Here is a 13,684-nt window from a genome sequence, read left to right as displayed (position 1 = left end):
CTTGCAATTTTTTCGGCTTCCTCAAATTTCTGCAGGGCAGGATCAAACATGTCTTCTGTAAGATTTGGTTGATTTTTCATTTGCTCTCCCCCGTTACTTTAATTCTTGGATCAATCCACGTATAGGCGATATCAACAATAAGAATAAAAAGAATAAGGATGGCAGCATAAAAAATTGTCGAGCCAAGGATAACAGGGTAATCCCGATTAAAAATACTCGTTACAAACATATCTCCCATACCTGGGATTCCAAATATTTTTTCAATAATAAAGCTCCCTGTTACAATATTGGCAATTAAAATCCCAACAATTGTAACAACCGGCAAAATGGCATTTCGAATCGCATGCTTTAATATAATTGCCCCTTTCTTAAGACCCTTTGCTTTTGCTGTTAAAATATAATCCTGACCCATCACCTCAAGCATGCTTGACCTCATTAACCTAGCGATAAAAGCCATTGGCATCGCCGCGAGTGAAACGGATGGCAAAACGGTATGGGACCATGATTTCCAGGTCGCTACAGGGAACCATCTAAATTCAACAGCAAAATAATTGATGAGAAAAGTCGCAAGAATAAAGTTTGGAACAGAAATTCCTATGATTGCGAGAATCATAGAAGAGTAGTCAGGCCATCTATTACGATAAAGAGCCGCAATAATTCCGAATAGTAATCCAAGTGGAATTGCAATCAGCAGGGCTTGCGTTCCTAAATGTAAGGAAACAGGGAAACCATTGACGATTAAGTCATTCACTGTTAGGGTAGAAGATTTATAAGAAGGCCCAAAATCGAACTGTAAAATAGAAAGTAAATAAAGACCATATTGTACAAGTAAAGGTTTGTCCAAATTATAATAGCTTTGGAGATTATTATAGACTGCCTCAGGCATTGTTCCTTCTTGGGCAAATGGATTTCCTGGAATACTATGCATTAAGATGAATGTAAGTGTGATAATTACCCAAAGGGTTACAACCGCAAGGACAACTCGTTTACCAATATACTTAAGCATGTTATCCCCCTTATTTAATGGATCGTCTACTAAAAACCGCCTCGTACTATGGCAATCGTAAACGCCAGCACAATAGGCGCATGTAAAAATCGGGTATGCTGGATTCCAGCATACCTCGATTTACAAGTGGTCTAGGAAATTATAAAAATTATCATTGTGGATACCTTTTAATGGGTGTATCCAAGTCCAGCTCCAGCGCCTAGCCCCTCGAGGTCATTAGCCAATCTGTCAAGAAGGATATAGTACATCCTTCTCGCCATCTTTTCTTATGCTTGTCGGACTTGCACAGGAAGTGCTGACATCGACGTTTGCCACAGGACGTGGCAGTAGTTAGTCGATGTTCCCTATCAAGGCGCTTACGCTTTTGTATTACCTAGTTTTTGATATCTGCATAGATGAATTGAGGATAACTATTGATTGGTGTGTAAATACCAGTTACATGTGGTTTCACAGTAAATGGTTTTGTATAGAAATACACTGGGATTACAGGCATTTCATCCATTAAGATTTTTTCAGCATCATGCATAGCCTTCATGCGATCTTCTTGGTTCATTGTTGTTTTTGCTAAGTTAACTAGCTTATCGTACTCTGGATTGCCCCAGTTTGCATCATTATATGGTCCATCTGTTACCCATAGGTCCATAAATGTCATTGGGTCTACATAGTCACCAACCCAACCCGCTCTGGAAATTTGATAATCACCTGCTTTTTCCCGATCAAGCTTAACTTGGAACTCAACATTTTCTAATGTAATGTCGACACCAAGATTTTTACGCCACATTTCCTGAACAGCCTCTGCAATCATCTTATGGCTATCTGACGTGTTGTAAGTTAATGTTACTGCTGGGAACTTATCGAGACCTTCCTCAGCCAAGCCCTCTTCTATTAACTTTTTCGCTTCTTCAATATTTGCTTCGAATAGTTTTCCTGTATTTTCTTGGTAATCACCTGAAACATCAGGAATTCCTGGCGGTACAATCGAATATGCCGCTTTTTGACCACCTTGAGCAACATGCTCTACAATTGTTTCGCGATCAATTGCCAATGATAATGCTTTTCGAATCTTTACATTATTAAATGGCTTCTTCTCAGTGTTTAAATTGTAGTAATAAACAGCAAGATCTGTACCAATTTGGAACTCAGGGTTTTTCTGATCCTTTAATTGACCAATTACATCCTGTGGTAATGGATAAACTAAATCTAATTCATCCGATTGGTACATTTGCCATGATGTATTCTCATCATCGATTATGACGAAATGCACTTCATCTAAATTGATTTTGTCTTTCTCATAATAGTTTTCGTTCTTTGCAAGCTTCATACTTTCTTTATGCTTCCACTCAGTCAATTTAAAGGCACCATTTGATACGTAGGAATCCGCTTCCTGGTACCATTTTGGATTTGCTTCCTGAACAGCCTTATTTATTGGATAATACGTGTAGAAAGATGTTAAGTCTAAGAAATAAGGAGTTGGTTGTGCTAGCTTAACCTCTAATGTTGTATCGTCTACTGCTTTTACACCTACTGCAGCTTCAAGTGCAGCTAAATCAGCCCCCTCTTCAGCAGCGTTATATGCTTCTCCACCCTCTAAATAATAGAGTTGATAGGCGTATGTAGACGCTGTTTCTGGGTTTAGGGCATATTTCCATGCATATTCAAAGTCATGAGCGGTAACAGGATCACCATTCGACCATTTGGCATCACTGCGAAGCTTAAATGTCCATGTTAATCCATCTTCACTTGGCTCCCATGATTCAGCCATTCCAGCTACGATTTCTCCTTCTGGAGTCTTCTTTGTTAACCCTTCAAACGCATGCTCAAGAATCCATGAATCATGTGTTCCCTGTGCTGTACCAGGGTGCAATGAACCAGGCTCTTCATTATTATTTAAACGAAGAATCTTTGGTCCAGATGCTTCCTGTTCGTTCTCTTTACCTTCCTCACTTGGTGTTGTTGGCTTTTCTGGTTCATTCGTTGTCTTTTCACCGCTAAAGCAACCAGATAGAGCTAAAAATATAGAAAGCAATAATACCAATCCAACTGAAAGCTTCCTTTTCAAACAATTGACCCCCTATACTCTTTTTTTGAAATCCTAAACGATTTCTACATTAAATCTATAGATAAAAACATCAAAATATTACACATGGGACAAATTTCTTTTCAAGTTATTGTGATAAGTACTAGTATTCCTTTCATACGTTAATACAACGACCTTTTAACCTGGTAAATTCCCCATGACGGAAATCTGGTAATGCTTTACCTGTAATATAGTAGTTTGGTACACTGGAGATAATAGTGAAAACGTGGAGTGAAGATGAATGAATCGGATTGAAATAGCTGAGGTTTTGCGAACAGTACCACTTTTTAAAGAATTAACGAGTAATGAATTAAATGAGATCGTGAATATTGCCCAATACCGTCAATATAAAAGAGGCACACATGTTTTTATGCAGGATGATCCCTTAGAGAATGTATATTTTATCTATAAAGGAAAAGTAAAAATATATAAAAATGATGTAAATGGAAAAGAACAAATTGTAACTGTACAAAAGGATGGGGATATGTTCCCTCATGTTGGTTTTTTCCGTAAAGGAAACTATCCTGCTTATTCTTTGGTGATGGAGGATACCATGGCTGTTGTTATTTCAATCTCTCATTTTGAAAATGTACTTTTACAGCATCCACAGGTTTGCATCAAGCTTTTTAAAGTGATGGGTGAAAAAATAGTAGACCTTCAAAATCGATTGGAGGCACAAATTTTAAATAATACATATGAGCAAATTATAAAACTGATTATGCGGCTTTGTAGTACAGACGGTCGAAAGTTGCCGGACGGAAAAATAATGATTACCACACAATTTACTAATAAGGATTTAGCCAATATGATCGGAACAACCCGTGAAACGGTAAGTAGAACGTTAACAAAATTAAAGAAAAAAGACATAGTGGAAGTAGATGAAAAAGGAAATATCATTGTGGACTTCGAAACATTAGAGGATGAATTGTTTCTTTAAGAAAAAAAGAACTGAGATACAGCTCAGTTCTTTTTTTCATGACTAAAAACAAAAACATTTTCCTTCGAAATGAATATAGTGACAGTAGATAATACGTCTAGGAGGAGAAGTAAATGAAAGACGACAAATCTGAAAAACAAATCCGAAAATACGAACCTGAGCAGTTCGGACCACTTATGAAGTCAATGAATGATTTCTTTACCCAGCAACCCGTCAGGCGACTACTTGACTCCATCGATGAATTTTTTGAAAGACCGTTTCCCATCTCGGGCTTTCCAATCGATATGTATGAAACAGACACTGACCTTGTTATCTCTGCTGACCTGCCAGGGGTTAAAAAAGAACAAATTGACATTGAGTATTCGGAAAGGCACATCACCATCACCGTCAACCATGTTGAAGAATTAGAAGAAACAAATGAGAAAAAACATTACTATGTAAAAAAACATTCTTTTAACAAAGCAAGTCGGACGGTTGCATTACCTTACCCGATTCGCACAAATCAAATAAAGGCATCTTACGTAAATGGTGTCTTAAAAATTCACATCCCCAAACAAAGAAAACGAAAAATAGTGATTGATGAGAGCATGTGAAATATCATGCTCTTTTTTACATACTTTGCATTGAAGATTAGCATCATATGGCTAGGAGGTGTAAATGTGGAGAAGAAACCTGGTAATCAAAATCTGCCTGATTTTAAAGAATTGAATGACAGGATAATTGCAGATGCTAGTGATGAGCCTATACTTGTTATTAAAACGAATCTCGATCCTAAAAATGCAACTGAGGAAAACCCGTATTTTAAAGAATCTGAATCAGATAGAGAGGAGTTTACCTCTTTTTTCGAAGAATCCTAAAATGAAATGGTGATCTTTTATGGACAAAACGCTTGGGTATTTAATAGAGTCGATTTCAAATTATGGCGATGAAAATAAAATAAGTCGTGCCATCCTTACAAAAATGATAGATAATCAATACACTTCTGAAGGAGCTTTTGTTCAGGATTTGGATGAGGAAGAAATCGAATTTTTGAACAAGGTACTTCCTGATGAAATCAATTATGCAATGGATGAAAGAGATTTTAAACGTGTGCAGCAACTGAATGAAGTGTATGAATTGCTTTAACTTTATTCAGCAGAAGTTCCCTACTTCTATAAGTGTGGGATGAATGGCAAAAAGTGTATACAATTCAGTGGCGGGTTCAACTGAATAAAGTAAAGCCTCCGGCGGATGCCACGATTTATTAAAGGTAATTTTTCGATCAGTAAGATCGAAGACTAAAGACGCCACATCCTGTGGCAACGTCTTCATGACCCACATCGTGTGGGCCTAAAAAATCGGGCGCAAATACGCCTAGGCAAATTTTATAAGAGGTGGCTCAGATGGTAAAAGGATTTAGTACGAAGCAATATTCAAATACAGACGTGGAAGAAGTAAAACGTCTTAATGCGAATTCAGGATTATCCTATAATGAAGCATTACAGCTTTTAGCAAAACAATATAATGAACAAAAGAAAAAATAATGATGCTCAGTAGGAATGCTAAGTAATTCGGTTCAGAAGTAAATATACAAACAACAAGTTAGTTAACAGGCGAATTCGCATATGAATTCGTCTGTTTGTTTCAAATACTTTTTTCTATCTACTTCACTTCCAGGATGATTTTTAAATTTTCCACGAACAAAATAGATTGCTTCTTTACCTTTAAATCCTCCATTGGAAGTATAGCATGGCCAAGTGCAAGCCCATCAATAAATGTGACAATAAATCGAGCTATGATATCACTATCATATTTATTGCTGAATTCTCCATTTTCTTGTCCGGCCCTAATAATATCCGCATATAGATTTAAACCAAAATTATAACGTTCTGTAGCATACTTTGTTCGACGCTCATCATTTCTCCCTGTGATGAAGAATTCTAAATTACTTGGCGCTAATGGATCCATTTCATCATCTGGCTCACGATGCTCACCAAACATTCTCAATAGAAGTAAATCCCAATAAGAATCATTTTTTTCATCAAGTAAATTCTTTGTTTCAAGTATTTTTCTGGACAGGTTTTCTTTTAATATAGCTTCATATAAGTCTTCTTTATTAGAGAAATATTGATATAATCCTCCCCTACTCACGTTAGCTGCATCCATTACATGCTTCATGGTCGTTCGTTCGTACCCATGTTCGATAAATACTTGTGTTGCTGCTTTTAAAATTTTAGCTCGTCGTTGCTTTAGGTGTTCCTTGCTGACTTTCGGTGACATCTTTCTTACTCCTCTCTATTTTACTCTTTGTGAAAAATCCGATTAAAGATACTAAGACCAAGAGTGAGGATGTAATCATAAATGTTGGAACCACCCCTAGAATTGTTGAGAGCCAACCTCCTAGCAATGGTCCGATAATGGTTGCTGTTGTTGTTACACTATTTATGACTCCAAACACCCTCCCAGTCATATGAACAGGAGTTTCAATTTGGACCGATGCTTGAAATGGAATAAACACTAAGCTTACTGAAAATCCTGCAAGCATTCCAAGTAAAGGACCCCAAATAACAGAAAAACGTACATCAAAATAAGTTAATACTGCTATGATCCCAAAGCTAAGTCCCATTCCACAAACCCCAATAAGTAATAAAGCAAAGGCGTTATAATTGGTTTTCTTCGCTAAAAGCAGCCCTGATAAAAACATACCAATACCAGACGATGTCACTATATAGCCAAAAAGATCCGGTGATGCTGTAGTAAGCTCTCTAATTAAGACAATGATTTGTGAGTCCGAAAGCTGTAAGATCAAAAGGCTAAATCCTAAAAAAAACATTCCTACAAGGATATATGTGTTGGATTTGATAAAAGTAAGTCCTACTAAAAAATCTTTTTTGAAGGAAGTATCTGTTCTATCCTCATTGCCATTATCTTCTTCAACAGACTGAACCAATCCTGGTAAGAACAGAATTAAAAGAGCAGATATGAAAAAAGTTACAGAGTCGATATAAAATACAGGTTTTGTACCAAATGCCGTTACTAATACCCCACTCAGTAAAGGACCCATTATCTTTGTACTGGAGTCAATCATAGACGTTATGGACATGGCACTTTTCATATCATTTTGAACAACCAATTCCTTTAATTTACCGTTTTTAGCTGGAATAAATACAGCTGAAAACACGCCAATTGTAAACAAACATATATAAACAACCCATATTGTATCAGCTACAGTAAGAACAAGAATGAGCCCTGAACGAACTAGATCAGATGTTATCATTAAAGCCTTTCGACTAAACCGATCTGCGACAGTTCCAGCTACAGGACCTAAAAGAGCCATTGGAACTGCCAGACACAAGATGATTAGCGATACCTCTATAGGTGAAGCATTCCATTTCAAACCAACAAGTGTAATAATCGCCACTATACTTAACCAATCGCCAATACCTGATATTGCCTGAGCCATCATTAATGTTATAAAACTTTTATTTTTTATTATTCCATTCATACTCTTACCCTCCTTTTAAAAAACGACACCGGTGTCGTTTTTATCTAATGTTATTATAACGACATCAGTGTTGTTTTTCAACTCTTTTTTGCTAATATAAAAAACGCAAAGGCTAAAAAAACCTCTGCGTTTTGCTTTGTGAATTTGTTGTTTTCCCCAGCTGACTAAAGTTATACCTTAAACGTTTTCGTTAGTCCTTTTACGATTGAATTTACTTGGTTTACCGCCCCTACCATTTGACCGGCTGTATCCATCATTTTATTGATATCGTAGGTTCCATCCTTTTTCTTAAATTGATTGAGGACGCCCCCTCCCCCTTTTTGCTGCGTTTGCCCCATCCCAGTCGGATACGGGGTTTGGTATGCGTTTGGATAAGGCATTTGATTTGGTGTTTGATAAGGCATTTGATTCCCATATGATGAATATCCAGGATAACTATTCATATTATAGTGCATGTAGGGATTTGGATTGTATGGATTCAATTGGGGTTGATATCCTCCACCATAAAATTGCTGGTAGGTCGGTTGCCCATAATAAGGCCAAGAATAACCATAAGGTTTGACAGCTTTGTTCCTGCGATAAGATTGATACATGTGGAACAAACCTCCTGTAATGTTCTTTTTCTATAGATTATGTAAAAACTGGGTTGGGTGTTCAAACAAAAAAGATACCGTTTTGTAATAGGTATCTTTACGAAGGTTTATTATTGAGTTATCGTTATTTTCTCAAGGATGTTATCAAGTACGTACTGAACTGATTCATACATATTTTTATAACGTTTTACCTTTGTATCTTGATAAAAGCTTTGAATCGAGATATGTTGGATATTTTCATGTGTAGCATCAATTTGGTTTGGGTGAAGATTTTTTGGATATTCTTTTTTGATCCAGAGAATCGCCAACTCTCTCCAACTGTCTGCTATTGCCATCGTTTCGTCCACAAAGGGCTTCACTTCTTTATAAAATTGAACTTCGTATGATTCACTATTCTTGACATCCTCTAGTCGTTTCATGGATCTATCACAGAGATCCTTAAGCTTATTTGTCTTCGCAAGTAGTTCCGTATACATTCTCTCACCTCAACATCTATCATACCGTTTTAGTAGCTTAATGTTAAGTGATAGGAATGCTCCTTGTCAGTCTGTGGTGTTTGTTCTTCTTTTTGAATTCGATACGCATTGCGTAATGAAATAATCTCATTTTCAAGCTGCTTCAGATGGTTAATATTCTGATTTCCTTCTTCATGAATATGCCTACCTACCTCCGTCTGGATTTGCATATCAATCTTGTTTAACGCAGAAAGCAATTGATCAATATCTTTAAGAACATGTACTTTTTTCGTAAGTTCATCCTTCAACATATCCATCCTCCTAAACGTTCTTTTTAACTAATTTCGGCGCAAATTTTTTTCCTCCTGCACGCTTGACAAAACTAGTTTTCATTCGTCAAAGAAAGTGAAATTCCCCCATCATATCGCTCCTTTTTCGACAACACTTTCATATTTTTTAGAATGGTATTTTAGAAAAAAGCTCACACTACTATTGTAGGAGGTGAAGATTCCATGGCAAAAAAGGATAAAAAGAAAAATAAACAAGAACGTAATGAAGAGACAGCTCCTGGTTATGGAAATAAAAAACTTGAAGGACCGAATAGACCATCAACGTAATATACATACAAAGGCTGAGCGCTCAGCCTTTGTTTTTTCGTAATAATTCCTCTAATAATATCCCCGCTTGTATCTGTTTTTGCTTTTTTAAATACCAAGTTGTAAGCTCAAATTGATCACAAAGATCGATTTCCTTAAACCACTTTTCTTTTCTTTTTCCTTTATACCAATCGACATTGTCACCTCGATGATGTTTAATAATCGGAAAAGTTGTGCGTAAAAATGGGGAATTACGAAATTTTTTTTCGGCAACAAATCGCTCATAATCAAATCTTGAGCCAGTGTGCTCAACCTTGTTTGAAAAACTGATAAAAAAATCATGATACCTATCATGAAATAACAGGGATGCTAGTTTTTTACCTAGTTCAATTCTTTCATCAAGTTTTGTAAATTGATGAACGGAAAAACCGAATAATCTTCCGTCAAGTGTTGGAAAAATGACAGAACTAAAGTGTAAAAAATCTTGAAGGTTATAAAAAAATCTCTTAAAAACCCTTTTTCTATAATATGGATGCTCAATCACCGGTTTTTGGATTATATTTTGTTCATTGATGATTTGAGCTGTTACTAAACGATTACCTTCTCGGTACTTCCAGTAATACTCCCATTCTATTTCGATAAATCGGGATACCGAAAACATTTTTAGCATGTGAAACAATGGCTTTCCTAATTGCTTTGAATATTCGTATACCAAGAGCTGTGGATAGGCATCGGAAAAAATAAGCCAGTTCGCATGTTCATATGTATGGAACAGAACCTTTCTCTCTTTCGTGCTAAGAATCTTCGTAAACCACTCACCCTCAAGATCCGTCATATTCCAGCCAGCATTCCGTGAGACCATACTTGCTAAGAAAGACCATCTTATTTCATTATGTCGTTGAAAAAAGCTTGCATAACTTTTGGTCCTTGAAATATTATCTAGATTTCCTTTTGCTGTCTTTGATTTTATTTTGTAAAATAACTCTTTTTCTTCATTTGATAAATGGAGTTCCCGGTTTCTTCGTGTATTGACCATTATTTCAATTTTTGCTATCTCGTCCATAAAAGCACACCTCTTAGTCCTTAGGATATCCATCCGCTTGTTCCGCACGCCCTCAAAAGTATATTTTCAGACGAATAATATGGTATATTGAAGTGTAACTCTGTAGACCTTTACCCAACTGTTCATATTTCGTTCCCCTTTTTCATATTAATTTTTGGTATAATAGGTGTCTTAAGGGGGATGGGAGTATGGAGTTTCGTTATCCGAATGGAAAAGTATATAAACCCCAACAGGTTAAAAACAAACCACATCTTAAGCAAAGAATATATGGGAATCGTGGGATGACATTAGAAGAGGATCTCAATGAAACGAATCAATATTATTTGGAACAGGAAATTGCCGTTATTCATAAAAAACCAACGCCTGTCCAAATCGTAAATGTGGATTACCCAAAAAGAAGTGCTGCTGTCATCAAGGAAGCCTATTTTAAACAAGCATCGACTACGGACTATAACGGCATATATAAAGGTCGTTATATTGATTTTGAAGCGAAGGAAACAAAGAACAAAACCTCCTTCCCACTCCAAAATTTTCACGAGCACCAAATCAAGCATATGTCCGATTGTTTAAAACAGGATGGGATTTGTTTTGTGATCCTCCGTTTTGCTACATTAGACGAAATCTATTTCCTTGAAGCAAAACACCTTTTAACTTTTTGGGAACGAAAAAATAAAGATGGCAGAAAATCAATTACAAAACAGGAAGTCGAAATGTTCGGCCATCACTTAGCTATTGGCTATCGTCCAAGAATTGATTATATTAAGGTTATTGACAAGCTCTTTTTTAGCTAGGAGTATACCTTAAAAACTAGGAATGAAACTTTTCCTTACTGAAATTCGTCTTATAGTAGGAAAGTATTTGAAAGGCAGGAAACAAGTATGTCTGAAAAATATCAATCACGTGAAGAACGTCGACATGCAAATCAAAAGAAAAAAAAGCGTAAAAAATCAAAGGGCCAGGTATTTAAACGAATCTTATTAGTCATTTTATTAATTGGAATTATCGGTATGGTAGCAGGTGCTACAACATTCTTCGTAATGGCAAGTGGCGCTCCACCATTGGATGAGTCTTTATTGAAGGATCCACTTTCATCAAAGGTTTACGATATGAATGGAAATAAGATTTATGAATTTGGAGCGGAAAAACGGACTTATGTCCCTCTTAATCAAATACCGGATAATTTGAAAAATGCTGTAATAGCGGTTGAAGACGCCCGTTTCTATGAACACCATGGCTTGGATGTTATTCGTCTTGGTGGGGCTGTCGTTGCAAACATCACCAATGGATTTGGTGCTGAAGGTGCAAGTACCATTTCCCAACAAGTTATTAAGAATTCCTTTTTCGAGCAGGGACAGAAAAAGCTCACAAGAAAAGCACAGGAGTTATGGCTTGCATTTCAATTAGAACGCAAATATTCAAAAGACGAAATTCTTGAAATGTATTTAAATAAAATTTACTACGGTGTTGGGAACACATATGGTGTTGCAAAGGCTGCGGAAATATATTTTGATAAGCCACTGGATGAACTTGAGCTTCACGAAGCTGCTTTCATTGCAGGGAGTGGACAAAATCCAGGAATCTATAATCCTTTTATCCATCCTGAAAGAGCAGAAAAACGTCGTAATATCGTCTTGAACCTAATGGTTCGACACGAATTTATTACGAAAGAACAAGCAGAGGCTGCCAAAAAGATTCCAATTGAATCATCAATTGTAGAATCACAAGAACAGTCTCAGCCAATCGATTCTTTCATGGATCAAGTTAAATTGGAACTAAAGGAACATAATGATATTGATGTATACAATTCAGGGGTGAAAATTTATACAACCTTTGATCCTGAGGCACAAGCTCATATCGATTCATTATTAGCAAATGAAAATCCAGATATTCAATTTCCAGATGATCAATTTCAAGCTGGGATTTCAGTTGTAGATACAAGAACAGGTGAAATTAGAGCCCTAGGCGGCGGAAGAAATCAAGCACAAAATACACGCAGAAACTTTGCGCTTGAATCTGACAACCAACCAGGATCAACAATTAAACCTATTTTAGACTATGGTCCTGCAATGGAATATTTAAAGTGGTCAACCTACCACCAAATTAAGGATGAGCCATACACCTATTCTGATAAAAATAAAACACCTATCAACAACCATGACAGAAAATACATGGGTCAAATGTCAGCTAGGACTGCTTTAGCCCTTTCAAGGAACATTCCTGCGCTAAAAGCATTCCAAGAGGCTGGAGTTTCAAATGTAACGGAATTTGCTGAAGGGCTTGGAATTACATTTGACAAACCAATTTTAGAACCATATTCCATTGGTGGAACGGGAAGCGGTATCTCCCCTGTTGAAATGGCTGGTGCCTATGCTGCATTCGGTAACCAAGGGAATTTCATTAAACCACATGCTGTGAAAAAAATCGTCTTTCCGGATAATCGAGAAGTTGTTCTTGCACCTGAGCCGGAAACAGCAATGTCTGAAGCTACAGCTTTCATGGTTACAGACATGTTGAAATCCGTAATGGATTTTGGTACTGGACGAAGATATGATGTTCCCGGATTGCAAATTGCCGGTAAAACGGGTACTTCAAACTACAGCGCAAAAGATCTTAAAGACTACAATATTCCTTCTGGCGGTGTTCCAGACATATGGTATAGTGGTTATACACCTAGTTACACTGTCGCCATTTGGACAGGATATAAAAATAACCAAACACCAATTATGCCTGCTGATCAAAGCTTAGCGCTAAAATTGTTCAGAGATATCATTACCAATCTTTCTGAAGGAAAAGAAGCAGAGGATTTTGTAATGCCTAAGACTGTCGTAAAAGTCGGTGTGGAAAAAGGATCAGATCCCGCTAAGCTTCCAAGCGAATTCACGCCGAAAGACGAGATTGTCTATGAGTATTTCGTAAAAGGTACAGAACCGACCGAAGTCTCTGGTAAATACGATAAGCTAAATCCACCATCAAACCTTGATGTGATGTATGACCAAGTCTCAAACCAAATCAATTTAACTTGGGCGTATGCAGAGGGTGAGATTGAAGGGAATAGCTTTGAAGTAAGTGTTTCCATTGACGAAGGTCCTGCAAAGGTTCTTACAACAACAAAAGAATTAACCTATACAGTTCCTGAAGCCATACCAGGAGCAATATACAAATTTACTGTAACTGCAGTGAATGATAAAAATCCTGAAAAACGGAGTGACCCTGCTACCAATACGATTGAAGTTCCAGAACCTCCGGAAGAAGAGATTGAAATCCCACTACCTCCAGTTAATCCCGGTCAAGGGAATGGAAATGGTGGCGAAAACGGCGGAGATACTGGCGGTGAAGGCGATGGTGAAGTGGACGGTGAAGGTGATGCTGTAGTACCAATCTTCCCTCCTCTCCCACCTAGTAATGGAGACCGACAATAGAATTGAAAATAGCGCACAGATAACTGTGCGCTATTTTTTATACTTTAGTATTTT

Annotated in this window: 15 protein-coding genes; 7 read left to right on the top strand and 8 right to left on the bottom strand. The window is 37.0% G+C overall.

Translation table 11 applies throughout. The features are described from left to right. Nucleotides 1-76: 76 nt before the first annotated feature. Together V7147_RS08945 and V7147_RS08940 are read right to left on the bottom strand one after the other, a co-directional pair. Entirely contained in the window at nucleotides 77-1,006 is a 930-nt protein-coding gene (locus tag V7147_RS08945; protein ID WP_335367509.1) for an ABC transporter permease, read from the bottom strand. Between the two features lie 373 nt (nucleotides 1,007-1,379). Continuing rightward, on the bottom strand, nucleotides 1,380-3,065 hold the full coding sequence (locus V7147_RS08940) for a peptide ABC transporter substrate-binding protein (protein WP_335367508.1): 1,686 nt from the start codon (nucleotides 3,063-3,065) through the stop codon (nucleotides 1,380-1,382). Nucleotides 3,066-3,324: 259 nt separating this feature from the next. On the opposite strand from V7147_RS08940, the gene V7147_RS08935 reads away from it, so the two are divergent. The 5 genes from V7147_RS08935 to V7147_RS08915 all read left to right on the top strand — a co-directional run bounded on the left by V7147_RS08935 (nucleotide 3,325) and on the right by V7147_RS08915 (nucleotide 5,543). Beyond that, nucleotides 3,325-4,020, top strand: coding sequence for a Crp/Fnr family transcriptional regulator (locus V7147_RS08935; protein ID WP_335367507.1), 696 nt, complete (start codon nucleotides 3,325-3,327; stop codon nucleotides 4,018-4,020). 113 nt (nucleotides 4,021-4,133) lie between these two features. Continuing rightward, nucleotides 4,134-4,613, top strand: coding sequence for an Hsp20/alpha crystallin family protein (locus tag V7147_RS08930; protein WP_335367506.1), 480 nt, complete (start codon nucleotides 4,134-4,136; stop codon nucleotides 4,611-4,613). Between the two features lie 66 nt (nucleotides 4,614-4,679). Further along, complete coding sequence (locus V7147_RS08925) at nucleotides 4,680-4,877, top strand: hypothetical protein (RefSeq protein ID WP_335367505.1); 198 nt, start codon at nucleotides 4,680-4,682, stop codon at nucleotides 4,875-4,877. A gap of 19 nt (nucleotides 4,878-4,896) precedes the next feature. After that, entirely contained in the window at nucleotides 4,897-5,145 is a 249-nt protein-coding gene (locus tag V7147_RS08920) for a sigma-G-dependent sporulation-specific acid-soluble spore protein CsgA (protein ID WP_335367504.1), read from the top strand. 257 nt (nucleotides 5,146-5,402) lie between these two features. Next, a complete protein-coding gene (locus tag V7147_RS08915) occupies nucleotides 5,403-5,543 on the top strand; it encodes a hypothetical protein (RefSeq protein WP_335367503.1) in 141 nt (46 codons plus the stop codon). Nucleotides 5,544-5,661: 118 nt separating this feature from the next. On the opposite strand, the gene V7147_RS08910 is transcribed toward V7147_RS08915, so the two are convergent. The 6 genes from V7147_RS08910 to V7147_RS08885 form a co-directional block, all read right to left on the bottom strand. Next, nucleotides 5,662-6,279, bottom strand: coding sequence for a TetR/AcrR family transcriptional regulator (locus V7147_RS08910; RefSeq protein WP_335367502.1), 618 nt, complete (start codon nucleotides 6,277-6,279; stop codon nucleotides 5,662-5,664). Continuing rightward, a complete protein-coding gene (locus V7147_RS08905; RefSeq protein ID WP_335367501.1) occupies nucleotides 6,233-7,504 on the bottom strand; it encodes an MFS transporter in 1,272 nt (423 codons plus the stop codon). The genes V7147_RS08910 and V7147_RS08905 overlap by 47 nt, the downstream gene beginning before the upstream one ends. Nucleotides 7,505-7,674: 170 nt before the next feature. Continuing rightward, the gene (locus tag V7147_RS08900; protein WP_335367500.1) at nucleotides 7,675-8,097 is read right to left on the bottom strand and encodes a YppG family protein; all 423 of its coding nucleotides are present in this window, start codon (nucleotides 8,095-8,097) and stop codon (nucleotides 7,675-7,677) included. Between the two features lie 110 nt (nucleotides 8,098-8,207). Continuing rightward, nucleotides 8,208-8,573, bottom strand: a complete 366-nt coding sequence (locus tag V7147_RS08895; protein ID WP_335367499.1) for a YppE family protein — start codon at nucleotides 8,571-8,573, stop codon at nucleotides 8,208-8,210. A gap of 29 nt (nucleotides 8,574-8,602) precedes the next feature. Further along, nucleotides 8,603-8,863: a hypothetical protein gene (locus V7147_RS08890; RefSeq protein WP_335367498.1), complete on the bottom strand. Its 261-nt coding sequence runs from the start codon at nucleotides 8,861-8,863 to the stop codon at nucleotides 8,603-8,605. Between the two features lie 328 nt (nucleotides 8,864-9,191). Continuing rightward, nucleotides 9,192-10,211: a DUF2515 domain-containing protein gene (locus V7147_RS08885; RefSeq protein ID WP_335367497.1), complete on the bottom strand. Its 1,020-nt coding sequence runs from the start codon at nucleotides 10,209-10,211 to the stop codon at nucleotides 9,192-9,194. A 188-nt stretch (nucleotides 10,212-10,399) separates the two neighbouring features. Between V7147_RS08885 and recU the strand changes: the two genes are divergently transcribed. Continuing rightward, on the top strand, nucleotides 10,400-11,002 hold the full coding sequence (gene recU / locus V7147_RS08880; RefSeq protein WP_335367496.1) for a Holliday junction resolvase RecU: 603 nt from the start codon (nucleotides 10,400-10,402) through the stop codon (nucleotides 11,000-11,002). Nucleotides 11,003-11,089: 87 nt separating this feature from the next. Further along, the gene (locus tag V7147_RS08875; protein ID WP_335367495.1) at nucleotides 11,090-13,630 is read left to right on the top strand and encodes a PBP1A family penicillin-binding protein; all 2,541 of its coding nucleotides are present in this window, start codon (nucleotides 11,090-11,092) and stop codon (nucleotides 13,628-13,630) included. Nucleotides 13,631-13,684 lie beyond the last annotated feature (54 nt).

The sequence above is a fragment of the Bacillus sp. JJ1521 genome (assembly GCF_036965165.1).
Lineage (GTDB): Bacteria > Bacillota > Bacilli > Bacillales > Bacillaceae_L > Ferdinandcohnia.
The sequence above is the reverse complement of the archived record's forward strand: the minus strand, read 5'-3'. Positions and strand labels throughout refer to the sequence as shown.